We start from the raw sequence: 17879 nt of genomic DNA on the forward strand, positions 1-17879 counted from the left end.
CCTCAAGGAATGCAGTGTAGGGACCGGGGGCAATGAAGCCTGTGAACGTACTCACCCGGGGCAGGACTGTCAAACGAGATCGAGGCTTGAGCCCATGAAACTCGCCCAAGATCACGGCAATGCCGGTTACCGGATCCGCGCCTTCGAACCGGGCTGGATCCGCATCAATCAGACCGAGTACCAGACCAGCGTCCTGGTGACACCGACCTTGCTGAGCACGGATATCCGCGCCGAGCGCCTGGAGGAACTCACCCTCGCCGACCTGCAGCCGGCCATCGACCTGGAACCGGAGCTGATCCTGCTCGGCACCGGAAGTGAGCAGTCCTTCCCCGATCGCGAGCTGATGCGGGCGCTGATCGGCTCCGGGATCGGTTTTGAAGCCATGGATACCCGCGCCGCCTGCAGGACATTCAATCTCCTCCTCGGCGAGGACCGCTCGGTCGCCGCGATGCTCCTGCTGCGCTAGTCCGCTGTATACGGTCCGGCCAGGGGCGCCCCGAAGGCGTAGGTACTGCACGAGCGATCGGCCTTAGCGGCGTACATGGCGTCATCGGCGACGCGCTGGAGCTCGTCCGCCGAGCTTCCGTGCTCGGGATACAGGGCAATGCCAATGCTCAGCGAGACCGGGAAAGCCAAGCCGTTGACGGTCACCGGCTCGTCGAGGCTGGCGACGATGTTGTCGGCCACCCGCTCGGCGGCGCGCCGGCTGTCCACGCCCTCGAGCAGGATGACGAACTCGTCGCCACCGTGGCGGGCCACCGTGTCCACCTCCCGCACAGCACCGGTCAGGCGCGTGGCCAACTCTTGGAGGACCCGGTCTCCGACCTCGTGGCCGTGCTCGTCATTGATCGGCTTAAAGTGGTTCAGATCGATGAACAGCAGCGCCACCGACTCGCGGTTGCGCCGCGCCCACTCCAGCGCCTTCTCCAGGCGATCGAGCAGCAGCGCCCGGTTGGCCAGACCGGTGAGGTGGTCGTGCAGGGCCATATGTCGCATCTGCTCTTGGCTCCGCTCGGCCTCAGCCAACGCCTGCATCCTCTCGGTGACGTTGTAGGCGAGCCACAGCACCGAGGGGCGCGCCTCCAGCCCCGGCGGCAGCGGGTAGATCCGCGCCTCGAACCACTGGCGCCCGCGCGGTCCGTGCTCGCCGCCGCCCTCGACCTCATCCATATCGAGTTCGTAGTCCAGCGTCACCAGCCGCCGCTCGGCCAGTGCCTGCTGGATGCTCTCAAGAAAGCTCTCGGCTAGCTCGAAGCGCAGTACCTGATGCAGCCGCCGCCCGACCAGGTTGCGCAGGTCCCGGTAAAGGCGCCGCTCCTGCCCGCCGAAAACCTCCCGGAACTGCCCACGATCATCAATCACGAACCCCAGATCGGGGATGGTAGCCATGATGGCCTCAAGCCGATTCTTGAGAAAGCGCAGCCACAGGGCCTGGCGAGCCACCACACCGCCTAGCAGGGCCAGCATCACGCCGCCGCCGGCCCAGACCCACCACCACCAGGCCGGCAACGAGGCCTTCGCCTGCCATCCGCCCTCGGGAATGGCCGCCAGCTGCCAGCTGGATGCCCCGAACGTGATATCCATGCGCACCGGATTCCGCTCGAAGACAAACGGTTCGCCGAAAAAGACGCCGCCCTTCCGTCCGAGCCCGTCCCGCCCGCGCAGGGCAATCTGCAAACCGGATTGCTCGATCTCCCGCAACCCGGCAGCACGGTAGAAGCTGTCGAGATCCAGCGGGACACTGGCCACGCCCCAGTAGCGCCCATCATCCTCATGGACTGGAACGCGCACGATCAGCGCCTCGCCCCCCTGGACCAGCTCCGTCGGACCAGCAACCACCGGGGCGCTGGTGGCCATGACGCGCTGGAGACTGGGACTCTGGGCCGGATGCTCGCTGATATCCAGACCCAGGGCCCGGACGTTGCTGGCCAGCGGGTAGACGTAGCGGATCACATTGTCCGGGGCCAGCGTGATATTGCGGATGTGAAACTCGGGGCGCATCATCCGCTGCGCGATCGCGGCGAATCGCCGCCCGTCGATCTCGGGATCCGCCCCTACTAGGACGCCCAGACCCGTGACCAGCGACACGGAGGCGTTCAGCTCCCCCTCAATCCGTCCCCGCAGCGCCGAAGCTTCCTCGGTCACCTGCGAGCGCGCCTGCTCCAGGCGATACTCCTCCAGCCAGTGCGCGAGCCCGCCGGCAAGGATCAAAACGGCGACGAAGACCCCGAGGGCGAGCAGGAGCGGGACGACCCGGCTAAGCCCCTGCACTGCCGGCGGCATACGCCGCTCCCTCCCTGGATCTGCCGCCGACCCGGTCACGTTCCCCCTTCCCTCCCCTTCGTCCTCTGCCAAGCCGCCTCCAGGGCATCGATCGACTGCGCCCCGAGGGTTTCACCACGCGCGGCGAACTCCGCCTCCACGCCACGAAAGCGCGCCTCGAAACGCTGACCGGCACGACGCAGGGCCGTTTCCGGATCGACGTCGAGATGGCGCGCCAAATTGACTACGGCAAAAAGCAGATCGCCGACCTCGGCCTCGCGACGCTCGGGGCTCCCGTCCACCTCGGCCTCCGCTTCGGCCAGCTCTTCACGGATCTTCGCAGCCGCGCCCCGGTAGTCCGGCCAGTCGAACCCTACCCGCGCCGCCCGGCGCTGGAGCTTGGTGGCCCGAGCCAAGGCCGGCAGTGCCGTCGCCACCCCATCGAGGGCGCTGTCGCCTTCGCCCCGATGCTCACGTTCCTGCTCCTTGATCGCCTCCCAATGATGGGTCACGGATTCCGGTTCAGCCACCCGCGCAGACCCAAAGACATGCGGATGCCGGCGGATGAGCTTCGCCTCGAGCGTCTCGGCCACCGACTCCAGGTCGAAGTGCCCGCCTTCCTCGCCCATGCGCGCGTGGAAGACGACCTGCAGCAGCAGGTCACCGAGTTCATCCCGCAGCGCATCCATGTCGCCGCGCTCGATCGCATCGAAGACCTCGTAAGCTTCCTCGACGGTATGCGGCGCGATAGAGTGGAAATCCTGCTCCACGTCCCAGGGACACCCGCGCTCGGGGTCCCGCAGGCGCTCCATGATCTGCAGCAGGCGGTCGACGGCTTGCACGGGGGCACCTCCTCACTTCCACGTTTCCCGGCAGATTTGACAGGGTTAAACCGGCCAACTTAATTTGAGCAGGTTAACCAGCCAATTGCGGGATGGCCATGGAGAAGACCAGACCCGGTTTGACCCAGGGGGTGGGGCCGGCCACGGAGCGCGGCGAGCGCACGCGCCGCAACCTGCTCGCCGCCGCCGAGGTGGAGTTCGGCGAGAAGGGCTTTCACAACGCATCGATCAGCAGCATCACCCAGCGCGCCGGGGTGGCCCAGGGGACGTTCTACCTCTACTACCGCTCCAAGGAGGAGATCTTCCGCGCGCTGGTCGAGCACATGAACCGCACCATGCGCCGCTATCTCAGCGAAGCCATCGAGGGCGCGGCAAACCGTGCCGAAGCTGAGCGCATCGGCCTGGAGGCGTTCCTACGCTTTTGCCGCGAGCACGAAAACCTTTACCGGATCGTGATGGAGTCGCAGTTCGTCGATCCGGAGGCGCATCGGTGGTACTTCCAGACCCTGGCAGGAGGCTACGCCGAGCGCCTCGAGGCAGCACAGTCCCGCGGCGAAGTCCGCCGCGGGGATCCCTACACCCAGGCACTGGCGCTGATCGGGATCGCATTCTTCATGGGCAAACGCCACCTGATCTGGAGCGAGGACGGCACCCCCGAGAGCGATGTCCTGGCAGCGGCCACGGAGATCATCCAGCACGGGATCACCCCGGGCCCGGGTAAACAACCTTAGCGCGGCCCACCCGGGCCGCGCCCCGGGGCCCCAGCCTACTGCTGCCTAAGCACCGCCATCCCCCGCTCCACCGCAGGGCGCTCGCCGATCTCATCCGACCAGCGCAGCACGTTGGGGAAGTCGCCCATGCGCTGCCCCAGGCGCTCGGCCACCTGAACCCACGGATAGGTCGCCATGTCGGCGATGCTGTAGGCCGCCCCACCCAGGTAGGGCACCTCGCCCAACCGACGGTCCAGAACCCCGAGCAAGCGCTCCGTTTCCTGGGTGTAGCGCTCGATGCCGTAATCCACCCGCTCCGGCGCCTGGTTGCGGAAGTGGCCCGCCTGACCGAACATCGGTCCGACGCCACCCATCTGGAACATCAGCCACTCGATCACGCGCATCCGCGCGGCCGGATCCGTCGGCAGAAACTGCCCGCTCTTCTCCGCCAGATAGATGAGGATCGCCCCGGACTCGAACACGGAGAACGGCTGCCCGCCGGGCCCCTCGCTATCGACGATCGCCGGTATGCGGCCGTTCGGGCTGATGCGCTGGAACTGCTCGGCAAACTGCTCGCCCTTGCCGATATCCACACCGTGGACCCGGTACGCGAGCCCCATCTCCTCGAGGGCGATGTGCACTTTCTGTCCGTTGGGGGTTGGCCAGCTGTAGAGTTCGATCATGGTGCCTCCCAGGTTCGTGTCGCCACGGCGGGGACACCGCGGCCTTTCGGCATCGTAAAAGACGAATGTTTTCCGGGTCGACGACGGATTGGGCTACAATACCGGCCATGGATGCAGAAACCCGTCCCCTGGAAGCCGAGCCGGCGCCCCGGCGCCGCAGTCGAACCGTCCGCATCGGTGACCTGAGCATCGGTGGCGATGGACCGATCGTGGTCCAGTCGATGACCGACACCGACACCGCTGACGAGGTGAGCACCGCGGTCCAGGCCGCCGATCTGGCCCGGGCCGGATCGGAGCTCGTGCGGGTCACCATCAACAACGAGGAGGCCGCCGCGGCCGTGCCGCGCATCCGCGAGCGCCTCGCCCGTATGGGGGCCGAGGTACCGCTTGTCGGCGACTTCCACTTCAACGGGCACAAGCTGTTGCGCCGCCACCCGGAGTGCGCTGAGGCCCTTGCCAAGATGCGCATCAACCCCGGCAACGTCGGCAAAGGGAGCCGACGCGACCCGCAGTTCGCCGAGATGATCGAGATCGCCTGCACCTACGACCTGCCTGTGCGGATCGGCGTCAACTGGGGAAGCCTCGACGACAGCGTCCTCACCCGGCTGATGGACGCCAATGCGGCGCGAACGGAGCCGCTGCCGCCGGAGACCGTCATGCGCGATGCGGTGGTCACCTCGGCGGTGGAGAGCGCGCAACGCGCCGAGGAGCTGGGCCTGCCCGGTGATCGCATCGTGCTCTCCTGCAAGATGAGCGGCGTCCAGGATCTGGTGGCGGTCTACCGCGACCTCGCCCGGCGCTGCGATTACCCCCTCCACCTGGGCCTGACCGAGGCCGGCATGGGGGTGCCCGGCGTAGTCGCCTCCTCGGCGGCCCTGGCCATCCTGCTCCAAGAGGGGATCGGCGACACCATCCGCGTCTCGCTCACGCCGGATCCCGGAGGCGCCCGAACCCGCGAGGTCGAAGTAGCGCAGCAGGTGTTGCAGAGCATGGGGCTGCGCGATTTCACGCCGCGGGTCACGGCCTGCCCCGGCTGCGGCCGCACATCCAGCGACTTCTTCCAGCGTCTCGCCGAGCACATCCGCAGCCATATCGATGCCCGCATGCCGGAGTGGCGCGAACGCTACCCCGGTGTCGAGGGGCTGCGCATCGCGGTGATGGGTTGCGTGGTCAATGGCCCCGGCGAGAGCCGCCACGCCGATATCGGCATCAGCCTGCCGGGCGCCGGCGAGCAGCCCTCGGCCCCAGTCTTCATCGACGGCGAGCGCTCCGTGACCCTCAAGGGGGAGCGCATCGCCGAAGAGTTCGAGCAGATCGTCGAATCCTACGTCGAGCAGCGTTTCGGCTGACCGCCCCGGGGCCCCCCCCGGCGGAGGCGGTCCTACCGCGCCCGTCGGGAACGTCCCGCCCGATGACCGGCATGCTTCGGGCCCCGCTCGGTGAGCACGCCGCACACCTCGCACCGCCACGGACCGGTTCGATACTGCCGCGCAAGCCACTCCCGCGCCGCCGGACGCTCCACCAGATCGGCCACGGTGAGCCGCTCCATGAAGTGGGCAATATCCGCCATCAGCCGGCTCCAGACCGCACCCTCAAGCGCGCTGCGGTAGTGGGTTCCGGCCTCGCGCCGCTCCACCGCCGCGATGATCTCCGCCACCGTCACCTCAGTCGCCGGACGGGCCAGCCGGTACCCGCCCCCCGGCCCGGGGATGCCCTCGATGATCCCGTGTGGCCGCAGATCGGCGAAGATCTGATCCACGTAGGAGGTGGAGATATTCTGACAGACCGAGATCTCGGCCAGCGGGACCGGGCCGATCTCGTCGTGGAGCGCGATGTGCAGCACTGCGCCAACGGCGTAGCGACCACGGGCGGTAACCTGCACCAGGGTGTTCGGATCGGCGTTCGCGTACATGGCACAGCCCTCACGGTTTTGAGCGATTCTATTGTGGACCAGTCTAGTCCATTTTTCGTTCTGTGCCAATTTGCCGCATCACGCCGCCCCCTCAATCAATAAGGGGGCACATTGAAGGCGTGGTTCACCGGCCCCGCCCCGGATCCAAGGCCGCGGGCCGTGCGCAGGGCTTCCTGGAGGTAGTCCCGGGCGCGGGCGACGGCATCGGCCATAGGCAGCTCCCGGGCGACCCCGGCAGCGATGGCGCTCGCCAGGGTGCACCCGGTGCCATGGTTGGAGGTCGTGTCGATCCGTCGGCTACGAAAGCACATCTCGCCGTCCGGCGTAGCCAGGCAATCGATAACCTCTTCACCGGCCGCATGCCCGCCCTTGACCAGGACCGCTCCGGGGCCGAAACCGCGCAGGGCTCGGGCCGCCTCCCGCAGGCCGGCCTCGGTGCCCGGCACGGATCGGCCGAGTAGTACCTCCGCCTCGGGCAGATTGGGGGTGAGGAGGGTTGCCCGTGGCAGCAGCACATCGCCGAGCCGCTCGGCGGCCGCTTCGGCCAGGAGTCGATCGCCACTCTGGGCGACCATCACCGGGTCCACCACCAGCGGCACGCCGGGCGCCAGGGCGTCGAGTTCGGCGGCCACCGCATCGATGACCGCAGTGTCGTGGAGCATGCCCGTTTTCACGCAGTCGGCACCGATGTCGGCGAGGACCGAGCGCATCTGAGCGGCCACAAAACCGGGCGGGATCGTGTGCACATCCTGGACACCCCGGGTGTTCTGCGCCGTCAGCGCGGTAATCGCCGTGCTGCAGTAGCCGCCGAGCGCCATCACCGCCTTCAGGTCCGCCTGAATGCCGGCCCCGCCCCCGGAGTCGGAACCCGCCACCACCAGCACCCGCGCGTTACCGAATCGATCCGTCATGCCTACTCCTCTCCCGATGACGCCCCTGCCTCCCCGGCAAGCTGCTCGCGGACGCGGTTGCGGTCCACCTTGCCGGCGCCGGTCAGCGGCAGATCCTCGTAAAAGCGAATCAACCGCGGCACCTTGTACCGTGCCAGCTCCCGCTCGGCAAACTGTAGGATCTGCGCCGCATCGACATCGGCACCCTCGCGTGCGACCACCGCAACCGCCGGCACCGCACCCCAGCGCGGGTCGGGCACGCCCACCACCGCCGCCTTGCGAACACCGGCGTGGCGCAGCAGGACCTGCTCCACCTCCTCCGGGGCGATGTTCTCGCCGCCGCTGATAAACATGTTGTCCGCGCGGCCGACCAGGCGCACATAGCCCTCAGCATCCTCGTGAGCCAGGTCACCGCTGTAGACCCAGCCGTCCGCGAGCAGCGCCCCGGCACTGCGCTCGGGCTCGTCGAGGTACCCGTCAAAGTTGTGGGGGCTGCGCATCAGCAGCACGCCGACCTCACCCCGGCGCACCGGCTCTAGCCGTTCGGGATCGACGATGCGGTAGTCCGTGTGAAACATCGAGGTGCCCACCGAGTCGTGGTGCTCGCGCAGTTCATCGATGCCCTGATCATCACCGACATAGAGGAAGTTCGACGGACCCGCCTCGGTCATCCCGTAGGACTGACTGACACGGATCCCCCGCTGCCAGAACGGCTGCATGGTCCAGGAGGAACAGGGCGCACCGGCAGTCGTGATCTGCTCCAGCGTGCTCATATCCACCCCGGCGAAGCGCGGATGCTCGGCCATTAACTGCAGCATGGCCTCAACTGCACCGAAATGGGTGATCCCCTCCACCTCGATCAGCTCCAGGGCCTGCCCGGCGTCGAAGCTGCGCGGCATGACGGTGTAGCCGCCGGCGTAGAACACCGGAGTTAGGGTGTTCCAGCCACCGATATGGAACAGCGGAAAGGTCAGCAGCTCCTGCTGAGGCCCGAGCGATCCGCCACTGCTGACCAGAATGTCCACGGCGTTCCAAACCATCTGCCGATGGGAAACCACGCAGATCTTGGGCGTGGCCGTGGTTCCACCGGTGTGCACGTAGAGACACGGGTCCGAGAGGGCCAGCGGACGGTTCTGACCGGTGCGCGGATCCTCGCCCGCATCCACGGCCTCGAACCACCGGCCGCGCCCATCGGCCAGCTCGACACGCTGGGCGCCGGCGGGCAAATCCAGGTCCGCGGCCAGCTCGGCGAAGGCCTCATCGTAGAACAGGGCGCGCGGCGCAACCCGCCGGACCAGGTCGTTGAGCTCAGGTTGCGCCAGGCGGTAAGACAGCGGCGCCAGGATCACACCGGTCTTGCCACAGGCAAGATAGAGATCGACCGCCTCGAGCCGATTGCGCGACAGAAGGCAGACCGGTTCGCGGGGGCCGATCCCCAGGGTCTCGGTCAACAGGGCCGCAGCACGCTCGGCCCGCTGATCGGCCTGGCGATAGGTGATGCAACGCTCGCTGTCCGGCTCGTAGAGCGCCATCCGCTCCGGGGTCAGCGCAGCGCGCCGCCCGGCCCAATTGCCCACCCACTCCATGGGCAGATCATCGTAGCTAGACCCCGCTGCCATGCAGCCTCCTCGTCGTATCGGGATGCAGGACGTCAGCCCTGCTTCTGCTTCCAGTAGCGCCGCAGCCCCAGTGCGGACATCCAGGCCGGATTGATCGCCTGATGCCCGGCCCAGTCCGCCGGATCCAGCCCCTGCTCCAGCGCCCACGCCTCTAGCCAGGCGGTGTAACGGGCCTGCAGATCGGCGACATCGTTCGCCTCGGCCACCGTTTCGTCCGCCCAGCGCGTAAGGTCGCGCAGGCCACGGCGCAGGGCCGCCAGATGCTCCGGCGGATCCAGGAACAGGCCAAAATGGGTCAGCGCCAGGTACTCCGGTTGTTGCGCAGCGATGTGCGCCAAGCTCTGCCGCCACCGCTGCGGGTCGAACTCCGGTGGCGGCGCGGGCGGGATGACCACCCCTGAGTGGGGCATGCGCACGCCGCCCACGTCACCGGTGAAGCAGACATCGTCGAGCTGGAAGGCCAGGTGGTGCTCGGCATGCCCCGGCGTGTCCAGGGCGACCACGCCGACTCCGCCCACGGCGACCTCGTCACCGTCATCGAGTGTGGTGATCTGCTCCTCGGGCACCGGCAGGCACTCCCCCCAGAGCCGATCCATGTCGTCTCCATAGATCCGCGAGGCGCTATCGAGCAGACGGCCGGGGTCGATCAGATGGGGGGCACCCCGCGGGTGCACGTACACATGGGCGCCCTGACGGGCCAGCCAACCGGCGGCACCGGCGTGGTCGAGGTGAATATGGGTGAGCAGCAGGTGGGTGATATCCGTCGGCGCCAGGCCCCGCCGCCGAAGCTCGAACTCCAAGCCGCCGATCGTGCTGCCGGGGCCGCTCTCGATCAGCATCGCCCCGCCTTGATGACGGATCAGGAAACTGGCAATGCGCCCGGCCTTGCCCTGGAAGTGGAGATCGATCACCTCCACCGGAACGCCGGTTCGCGAGCGTATGCTGTCCACGACGGACCTCCTCTGCTTGAATGGTAAGGGCCGTATAAGGTCTACGCTAGCATGGAGCAGGCGCCATGGTCCGAGTCACGCCGCGTATCGCCACCCTGGCCGGGTTCTCGCTGATCGGCGGGGCCGCCCTGGCCGAAGAGGTCATCGAGGCTCATCACGATACGGAGTATCACGGTGTGCGCATCGTGCAAGTCGCCACCGATTTGGAACACCCCTGGGGACTGGCTTTCCTGCCCGAAGGTGGCATGCTGGTCACCGAACGGCCGGGTCGCATCAATCGGGTCGAAGACGGCCGGGTGGAGCGCTTGTCCGGCGGGCCCGACCGCATCCACGCGCGCAACCAGGGCGGGATGCTGGATATCACCCTGCATCCGGACTTCACCGACAACCGCTGGGTGTACTTCACGTACGCGCGGGGGGATGCCAACGAAACCACCGTGGCCCTGGCCAGGGCGCGCCTCGATGACGGCGCGCCGCGGCTGACCGACCTCGAGGAGATCTTCGTGGCCGATGCCGCCGCCACCCCGGGCCGCCACTACGGGTCGCGGATCGACTTCAAGCCGGACGGCACCCTGCTGATGACCGTCGGCGATCGCGGCGACGACGAGCACGACCCGGATACCCACCGGGCGCAGGACACCGGCGACCACGTTGGTACCACCCTGCGCCTCAACGACGACGGCTCGGTCCCCGGGGACAATCCGTTCGTGGCCGACGACCAGGTGCGCGACGAAATCTACTCCTACGGCCATCGCAACGCCCAGGGCCAGTTCATCCACCCCGAGACCGGCGCGATCTGGCAGACTGAGCACGGCCCGCGAGGCGGCGACGAACTCAACCGGGTCCAGGCGGGGTACAACTACGGCTGGCCGATCATCTCCCACGGCCGCGACTACGCCACCCAGGAGCAGATCGGCATCGGGCGCCACGCCGAGGGCATGGAATCCCCCATCCGTGACTGGACACCGGCGATCGCCCCTTCAGGGCTGGATCACTACAGCGGCCAGGCGTTCCCGCGCTGGGAGGGAGATTTCCTGGCCGGCGCCTTGGTGCGTCCGGCGATACGCCGCGTGGTCATCGAGGACGAAACGGTCGTCCACGAGGAAGAGATCCTGCGCGATACCGTGGGCCGGGTTCGCGCTGTTGAGGAAGGGCCCGGGGGCCATATCTACCTGCTGACCGACGAATCCGATGGCGGGATTTACCGCCTGGAGCCTGCCGACTGAGGGAGCCTGTGCCGCTACTCGAGCTACGCAACGTCCAACTCGCCCTGGGGCACCACCCCCCCTTGCTGGAAGACATCAACCTGACCGTCGAATCAGGCGAACGCGTCTGCCTGGTCGGACGCAACGGCGCCGGGAAATCTACCCTAATGCGCATTCTCACCGGCGCCGTCGAACCCGATGACGGCCAGGTCCTCTGCGACCCGGGCGTCCGGGTCGCGCAACTGGCCCAAGAGTTGCCCGAGGACACCAGCGGCACCGTCTATCAACACGTGGCCGCAGGCCTCGGCAAGCTGGGAGAGACCGTCGAGCGTTACCACCGGGTCGCCGAGGCCGTTGCCGCCGGCGACACCGATCGCCTCGACGAGATGCAGGCCTGCCAGGACGCGCTGGACGCCCAGGGCGGATGGGACCTGAAGCAGCGAGTCGAGGCCGTGATCTCCCGCCTGGACCTCGACCCCGAGGCAGCCATGGCGAACCTCTCCGGCGGCGTGCAGCGTCGCGTGCTGCTCGGCCGCGCACTGGTCACGGCCCCGGACCTGCTCCTGCTCGACGAGCCGACCAACCACCTGGACATCGAGGCCATCACCTGGCTTGAGGGGTTCCTCCGCGACTGGCCAGGGGCGCTGCTGTTCATCACCCACGACCGTGCCTTCCTGCAGAGCCTGGCCACGCGCATCGTGGAGATCGACCGCGGAGCACTGATCAGCTACCCGGGCGACTACCAGAACTACCTGCGCCGCCGCGAAGAGCGCCTCCACGCCGAGGAGCAGCAGCGCGCCGAATTCGACAAGCGCCTGGCCCAGGAGGAAGCCTGGATCCGACAGGGCATCAAGGCCCGGCGCACCCGCAACCAGGGACGAGTCCGGGAACTCCAGCGCATGCGCGCCGAACGGGCCGAGCGCCGTGAGCATCAGGGCAAGGCGCGCTTCAGCGTTCAAGAAGCGGAGCGCTCGGGCAAGATTGTCGCCGACGCCGAAGCAGTAGACTTTGCCTACAACGACGCCACCATCATCCGGGATCTGAACACCACCGTCCTGCGCGGCGACAAGGTGGGCCTCATCGGACCCAACGGCTGCGGCAAGACCACCCTCATTCGGCTGCTGCTCGGGGCACTGGAACCAACCCACGGGACCATCCGCCGCGGCACCCGGCTGGAGATCGCCTACTTCGACCAACAGCGCGCCGTGCTCGACGAGGACGCCAGTGTTCAGGACAACGTCGGCGGGGGGCGCGAGCACATCGAGATCAACGGCCAGTCCCGCCACGTGCTCAGCTACCTGCAGGACTTCCTGTTCCCGCCGCAGCGCGCCCGTCAGCCGGTGCGGGCACTCTCAGGCGGGGAGCGCAACCGCCTGTTGCTGGCCCGGCTGTTCAGCCAACCGGCCAACCTTTTGGTGCTCGACGAGCCAACCAACGATCTCGATGCCGAGACCCTGGAACTGCTCGAGGACCGACTGCTGGATTTCTCCGGGACGGTGCTGGTGGTCAGCCACGACCGCGCCTTCCTCGACGCGGTGGTCACGCAGAGCCTGGCCTATGAGGGCGATGGCCGCTTCCGCGAATACGCCGGCGGTTATACCGACTGGCAGCGACAGCGCCCCGGACCGGCCGCGCAACGCCGCTCCGAGCGCGGCGCCAAGGCATCGCCGGACAACGACGCCCCGGACACTGGCAGGCGAACGTCGGGAGGGCGCAGCTCAGGTGCGCCGAAGCGACTGACCCGGCGCGAGGAGCAGGAGCTGGCCGGCCTGCCGGAGCGTATCGAGGCCCTTGAACAGGAGCAGGCACAGCTGCACGAGCGGTTGGCCGATCCCGCACTTTACCAGAGCGACGATGGGCATCTTGCCTCGCTGCAGGAGCAGCTGGGGGAGCTTGAGTCGCGCCTGGAGGCCACCTACGAGCGCTGGCAGGAACTCGAGGCGCGCAACCAGTCCCAGTAATCGGCCGACCAGCGACGGACCACCTGGGGCGTCAGTCGGGCCGCTGGTACATCCCGCTGCCCCCCTCGGCTCCGGGGGCGCCACGCGTGTCCCCGGCCGGCGCTGTGATTTCCTCAACCTCCTCCGGCGAGACCTGCTCCACGTCACCCCAGGGTGGTGGCCCCTGCGGCCGACGCTCCATGACGTGTTCCAGGGCCACGGGCTGCAGCACCGTGCCACCATCGATGCGGAGCTCGTGGATCTGCGGAGGGTTCAGGGCGGTACCGAGGGCCGCCAAAGCCAGCGCGGCTGGCGCCAGGATCCAATGCGCCGGACAAGCGGGCCGATCTGCACCATTGAGATCTTCGTAAGCATGCATTTCTGAGGTACCTACAGGCTCTCTTCCAGAATGGACCGCCACTGCTCGGGGCTCAACGCAACCGCGTTGCGCCGGTTCGACCCCTTCTCGACCACGGCGTCCAGGTGGCGATGGTCGATACCGTAGCCAGCCAGCCCGGAAAGGCCCGCGTGCAACCGGGCCTGGTGACGCCAGTGGTCGAGGGCTTCGATCAGCTCGTCGGCCCGGGAACCGCCGCCGAGCTGGACCGAGACCGCAGCCATCCGCTGCTCCACCCGCTCCTGCGTCGCGCCACCTACGGCGCGGGCCTCGGCGAGCGTCTGACGCATCGCCGGCGACAGCACGTTGGCACATGCCACTCCGTGCGGGACCGGCGCCACCGCTCCAAGCGGCCCGATGAGCCCGTGCACGATGCCCAGGCCCGTATGGGTCAACGCCACACCCGAGACAGTGGCGGCCAGAGCCATGGCGTGGCGCTGAGCCTCCAGATCCGCGTCCCCATGGCGGCAGATCAGTTCCGGAAGCGCCGCACCTGCCTGCTCAAGCGCATACATCAGCCAACAATCCAGCAACGGCGAGGTCGTGGGCGCCAGGTAGCTCTCAAGCAACTGCGAGAAGGCGTCCATCCCCGCGCTGGCCACCACCGCCCGGGGCACTGAGGCCGTCAGTCGTGCGTCGAGGAGCACCCGGTCGGCTACGTACCCGGGGTGGCGCAGCGACTTCTTGTAGCCCCGCTCCAGACCGGGTTGACCGAGTACGGCGTTGTGGGTCACCTCACTGCCGGTGCCCATGGTGGTCGGCACGGCGATCCATGGGACGCGGCGCCCGGAAGGTGCGCGATCCCCGACCCCCTCTAGATAGGCCCGCGTCGGGCCCTGCTCGCAGGCCATCGCCGCCAGGGTTTTGCCGACATCTAGGACACTGCCCCCGCCGAGCGCCACAACCAGGTCGACACCCCCAGCAGGCAGGTGCTGACGCTGCTCATCCACCCACTCGGCGCTCGGCTCACCGCTGACGGTCACCGTCGCCAGGCTCCATCCCCGGGCCTCCAGTTCGCCGACCGCCTGCCGGGCCGCCGGCAGATGCGCGAGCGTAGCCCGCCCGGTGACCAGCACCAGGGTGCCGGGCCCGGGGCAGAGCTCTTCGGCCCAGGGTCGCAGCCACTCCACGGCCCCGGGGCAGTGGGCCATGCGCGGCAACTGGATCGGCTGGAGGATCGGCGGCGCCTCGCCCATACCCTCTTCCTCTAGTCCTTCTCGGCGCCCTGCTCGACCCAGCGGATGATCCGGTCCTTGTCGCGCTCGGAGAGGCTGCCGCCAAGCGGCATCTGCACATCGGCCGTGCCGTCGATGCGCTTGACCAGCTCACTCTCGCCGGGCTCGCCGGGCACCACGATCGGGCCGTTCTTGCTCCCGTCCATGAGCGCTTCGTACGAGGTCAGATCCAGGTCCCAGATGGCGTTCCCGGGAGCATGACAGGAGACACAGGCATCCCGCATGATCCGGTCGATCTGCGCGTAGGAAACCCGGGCATCCGGGTCTTCATCCACCTCCTCGTCCGCGGCCGGACTGGCCGAACCGTGGACCAGCTCACCGCCGTAGTAGCCGAGTACAACCACCACCAGGAACGACGCCAGGTAGCTGGCCAGCACCGCCGGCGAGCGGTAGGTCAGCCTGGCCGGAAGAATAGCCGCGATTCCCAGCAGCACGGCGAGCACGATGCCGAACGAGACCTTGATCTTGAAGGTGGTCGTCCAGTTGCCCCCGTAGTAGTAGAGCCAGTCCATGAAGCCGAGCAGGATGGTCGGGAAGACCATGATGAAGCCCAGCGTCACGCAGTGACGCGCCGTGATCGCGTACTTCTCGTACCGCGGTGACCGCGCTACAAGCGCGAAGACCAGCGCTGCCACCACCAACCCGATGGTGACGTGGACCGCGATCGGGTGCACCGGATGGGTATACCCGAGGCCCGCCAGGAAGTTATAGAAGAAATCGACGCTCATGCCTCACCTTGTATTGATCGTGCGCTGCCCAGCCTGCGGTGCATCGGCCCGAAGCCGCCCTGCCCGCTCAGTAGCGGACCGGGACCGGAAGGCATCGCGCAACAACTTATCAGTCAGCACTCTTTTTGACCATCATCAATGCTCTTTTTCGTCACCCAAAACCATCCTGGCGGCACCGCCCCTGCGCCGTCCACGCCGTGCAAGGATGAGCGCAGCTGCCTGCACGCGTATCATGCTCCCCACGGGCCCGCGACGTCGGGTGCCCGCCACCGGAGCGGCAAGCAAGGGGTCGACGTGTCCGAGCAACTGTCCTCGCGGCAACAACAGCAGCCGCCGCTGCACACCGCGCACATGACGGTGGAGCCGTACGCGCGCCAGGCGCTCGCAGCTGGGCGCTACCGAGAGGCCATCAAGCACTACCGCACCCTGGCGCAGACCGAGCCAGAGAGCACCTGGGCCGAGGGCCTCGCCGCAGCCTACCGCGGGCGCGCCCTGGAACTCGCTGCCAAGGGCATGCCCCGCGAGGCATTGGCCATTTGGGAGAACCGCGAGTGGCGTTGCCCCGGCGCCCTGCCGGAACCGGAGCAGATCCGCCTACTGCTGGAACTCGACGAGGCCGAAGCCGCACAGGCTGCCTACATCCGCATGTGCGAGGCCGGAGCAACGGAGCCGCTGAGCCGGGCCCGCCCTCACCTCGCGGCTTGCTACCTCGCCGCCCCCGAGCGCCTGGCAGAGCTGGATCCCGAAGACCCCGTGCGCGCCGATGGCGATACGGCACTGGCAGCCCTGGCGGCTTACTGTACGGGTCAGGATGAGGTCGCCGCCCAGCATCTGCGGACGATCCCGTACCGCTCGCCCTACCGCGACTTCGTGACCGTGCTCAAGGCGCTCATGATCGAGCCGGAGCAGCAGCTGTCCGCCGAACGTCTGCTCGAGGGCGTCGATGACTCCTCACCCTTCGCCCCGTTGGCCGAGGCCGCACGGCTAGCCCGACTCCCCGACCCCGAGCTGCTCCCGGCACTGACCCGGGTCGACGAACCCCTACGCCGCTTCGCCACTGCGCTGCGTGGCTGGGCGACGCAGCGTTACGAGCTTTGGCGCGAGCTCTTCAGGCCCGAAGCACCGCAGCCAGATGCCGATCTACCCGCCGTCCTGGCGGACTGGCGAAGTGAGCTCGGCGAGCAGTGGTCCCGTCGGCAACGAATCCGCCTCGCCTTCCAGGAGGTGGCCGTCCATGGCCGCGCACTGGTGCTGCCCGAAGAGGCCGACGAGTTCGAGCAGGCGCTCCTGCAGGCCTGGTGCACCGAGTGTTTCCAGGCCGATGACTACACCGCTGTCCTGGCAGCCTGGCAGGCAGTAATCGCCGCGCTTCGCGCCGATGCCGAGCCGGTCCCCGGAGACCAGAACGCCTTGCGTATCGCCGCAATCCAGCGCCGCTTGGCCAGCGAGCTGGGTCTGCTCCACACCCCCCTCGCGGCCGAAGCCGAAAACGCCCTGGCCGAGAGCGTCACCCTGGATCCGGATCATCTCCCCGGCCACCGGCTGCTCATCCAGCGCCACCGCGACTGCGGCCGCATCGCCCAAGCCCGCCGATCGGTGGATCAGGCCCTGGCCCGCTGGCCCGAGGATCGCTCCCTGCTCCAGGAGGCACTGGAACTCGCGCTGCACGGTGAAGATTTCGAGGGGGCTGCGGACTTCGCCCGGCGAATCCTCGAACGCGACCCGATCAATCGCCGGGCCCGGACCGTGCTCCACGACGCCCTGCTGTCCCGCGCACGCTCCGCCTGCGCCGAGGGGAACCCGGAGGCTGCCCACACGGCCCTGGCCCAGGCGGAGACCTGGGCGGACTCGGCGGCGGCGCAGGCCCAGCTCGAACGGCTGCGTACCGTCGTCGACGCCACCCACGGCAGCGGCACCAAAGCCCACCGTTGGCGTGCTCGGACCCTCACCGACGGCCGCACCCTCGGCCACGCCCTGGCGCTGGCCACCGAGGCCGAGCTCGCCGGCCAGCCGGCCGCGACAGTGCTCGTGCAAAGCGGCCTGAACCCCCCGAAACGGATCGACCGGCAGCAGCTGCGGGATCTCTGCGAATGGATTCACGAAGTCGCCGCGGAGGCCAGTGGCATCCTCGACCGCGCCCTGGGGCCCTTCGCCCCGGCCCTGCGCCGAGCCGTCCGCATCCGGTCCCTCGACCTGGACGATTACGCTGCGGTCTGCGAGGCGCTGCGTGCGGCGGGCCAGGAGGAGCTGCGCGGCCACTTCGCCCGCGAGGCACTGCGCCACCGCCTGGAGGACCCGCTGTTCACCGTGCACAACCTAGAGGCACGATACGCGAACGAGGAAGCCGGCCGCCCCACCAGCCGGGAGCTCGACCAGCTCCGCCGGGCCTTCCGGCAGGCGCGCCGCAGTGATGACAAGCGTACGGCCCACCGGGCCGGGGTTCTGATCAAGCGGCTGATCCCCGACCCGGAGCACGGTGCCTGAACGACGCAGGCCCTTGACCCGA

The 17879-nt window shown here is 68.3% G+C and carries 16 protein-coding genes; 6 read left to right on the forward strand and 10 right to left on the reverse strand.

The window, feature by feature from the left end:
* Positions 1-94 precede the first annotated feature (94 nt).
* The gene (locus LRA98_RS01310) at positions 95-466 is read left to right on the forward strand and encodes an Mth938-like domain-containing protein (RefSeq protein ID WP_238632873.1); all 372 of its coding nucleotides are present in this window, start codon (positions 95-97) and stop codon (positions 464-466) included.
* On the opposite strand, the gene LRA98_RS01315 is transcribed toward LRA98_RS01310, so the two are convergent.
* Positions 463-2283, reverse strand: coding sequence for a diguanylate cyclase domain-containing protein (locus LRA98_RS01315; RefSeq protein WP_238632875.1), 1821 nt, complete (start codon positions 2281-2283; stop codon positions 463-465). The genes LRA98_RS01310 and LRA98_RS01315 overlap by 4 nt on opposite strands.
* A gap of 35 nt (positions 2284-2318) precedes the next feature.
* Positions 2319-3104, reverse strand: coding sequence for a nucleoside triphosphate pyrophosphohydrolase (mazG, locus tag LRA98_RS01320; RefSeq protein ID WP_238632877.1), 786 nt, complete (start codon positions 3102-3104; stop codon positions 2319-2321).
* A 98-nt stretch (positions 3105-3202) separates the two neighbouring features.
* On the opposite strand from mazG, the gene LRA98_RS01325 reads away from it, so the two are divergent.
* Positions 3203-3835 carry a TetR/AcrR family transcriptional regulator gene (locus LRA98_RS01325; RefSeq protein WP_238632878.1) on the forward strand — a complete coding sequence of 211 codons (633 nt, stop codon included), beginning with the start codon at positions 3203-3205 and terminating at the stop codon, positions 3833-3835.
* Positions 3836-3870: 35 nt separating this feature from the next.
* Here LRA98_RS01325 and LRA98_RS01330 read toward each other — a convergent pair whose 3' ends face one another.
* On the reverse strand, positions 3871-4497 hold the full coding sequence (locus LRA98_RS01330; protein ID WP_201243110.1) for a glutathione S-transferase N-terminal domain-containing protein: 627 nt from the start codon (positions 4495-4497) through the stop codon (positions 3871-3873).
* Between the two features lie 107 nt (positions 4498-4604).
* On the opposite strand from LRA98_RS01330, the gene ispG reads away from it, so the two are divergent.
* Positions 4605-5846 carry a flavodoxin-dependent (E)-4-hydroxy-3-methylbut-2-enyl-diphosphate synthase gene (gene ispG / locus LRA98_RS01335; RefSeq protein WP_201167702.1) on the forward strand — a complete coding sequence of 414 codons (1242 nt, stop codon included), beginning with the start codon at positions 4605-4607 and terminating at the stop codon, positions 5844-5846.
* Positions 5847-5878: 32 nt separating this feature from the next.
* On the opposite strand, the gene LRA98_RS01340 is transcribed toward ispG, so the two are convergent.
* From LRA98_RS01340 to LRA98_RS01355, 4 genes are all read right to left on the reverse strand, one after another.
* Complete coding sequence (locus LRA98_RS01340; protein WP_201167705.1) at positions 5879-6409, reverse strand: Rrf2 family transcriptional regulator; 531 nt, start codon at positions 6407-6409, stop codon at positions 5879-5881.
* 95 nt (positions 6410-6504) lie between these two features.
* Positions 6505-7320, reverse strand: a complete 816-nt coding sequence (thiD, locus tag LRA98_RS01345) for a bifunctional hydroxymethylpyrimidine kinase/phosphomethylpyrimidine kinase (RefSeq protein WP_201167708.1) — start codon at positions 7318-7320, stop codon at positions 6505-6507.
* Between the two features lie 2 nt (positions 7321-7322).
* Positions 7323-8918, reverse strand: coding sequence for an AMP-binding protein (locus tag LRA98_RS01350; protein WP_201167711.1), 1596 nt, complete (start codon positions 8916-8918; stop codon positions 7323-7325).
* 32 nt (positions 8919-8950) lie between these two features.
* Positions 8951-9868 carry an MBL fold metallo-hydrolase gene (locus LRA98_RS01355; RefSeq protein ID WP_201167713.1) on the reverse strand — a complete coding sequence of 306 codons (918 nt, stop codon included), beginning with the start codon at positions 9866-9868 and terminating at the stop codon, positions 8951-8953.
* A 65-nt stretch (positions 9869-9933) separates the two neighbouring features.
* On the opposite strand from LRA98_RS01355, the gene LRA98_RS01360 reads away from it, so the two are divergent.
* Together LRA98_RS01360 and LRA98_RS01365 are read left to right on the forward strand one after the other, a co-directional pair.
* On the forward strand, positions 9934-11094 hold the full coding sequence (locus LRA98_RS01360) for a PQQ-dependent sugar dehydrogenase (RefSeq protein ID WP_238632880.1): 1161 nt from the start codon (positions 9934-9936) through the stop codon (positions 11092-11094).
* A gap of 8 nt (positions 11095-11102) precedes the next feature.
* Positions 11103-13034, forward strand: coding sequence for an ATP-binding cassette domain-containing protein (locus tag LRA98_RS01365; RefSeq protein ID WP_238632882.1), 1932 nt, complete (start codon positions 11103-11105; stop codon positions 13032-13034).
* Positions 13035-13065: 31 nt separating this feature from the next.
* Here LRA98_RS01365 and LRA98_RS01370 read toward each other — a convergent pair whose 3' ends face one another.
* Genes LRA98_RS01370 through LRA98_RS01380 form a run of 3 tightly spaced genes read right to left on the reverse strand, consistent with a single transcriptional unit; the run spans position 13066 to position 15373 of the window.
* Positions 13066-13392 (reverse strand): hypothetical protein, encoded by a 327-nt coding sequence (locus LRA98_RS01370; protein ID WP_201167725.1) that lies wholly within the window; start codon positions 13390-13392, stop codon positions 13066-13068.
* 11 nt (positions 13393-13403) lie between these two features.
* Positions 13404-14606: an iron-containing alcohol dehydrogenase gene (locus LRA98_RS01375; RefSeq protein WP_238632884.1), complete on the reverse strand. Its 1203-nt coding sequence runs from the start codon at positions 14604-14606 to the stop codon at positions 13404-13406.
* Between the two features lie 11 nt (positions 14607-14617).
* Complete coding sequence (locus LRA98_RS01380) at positions 14618-15373, reverse strand: c-type cytochrome domain-containing protein (RefSeq protein ID WP_201167729.1); 756 nt, start codon at positions 15371-15373, stop codon at positions 14618-14620.
* A gap of 294 nt (positions 15374-15667) precedes the next feature.
* On the opposite strand from LRA98_RS01380, the gene LRA98_RS01385 reads away from it, so the two are divergent.
* The gene (locus LRA98_RS01385; RefSeq protein ID WP_238632886.1) at positions 15668-17857 is read left to right on the forward strand and encodes a hypothetical protein; all 2190 of its coding nucleotides are present in this window, start codon (positions 15668-15670) and stop codon (positions 17855-17857) included.
* Positions 17858-17879: the final 22 nt, after the last annotated feature.

This window comes from Halorhodospira sp. M38 (genome assembly GCF_022227985.1).
GTDB classification, from domain to species: Bacteria; Pseudomonadota; Gammaproteobacteria; order Nitrococcales; family Halorhodospiraceae; genus Halorhodospira; species Halorhodospira halophila_A.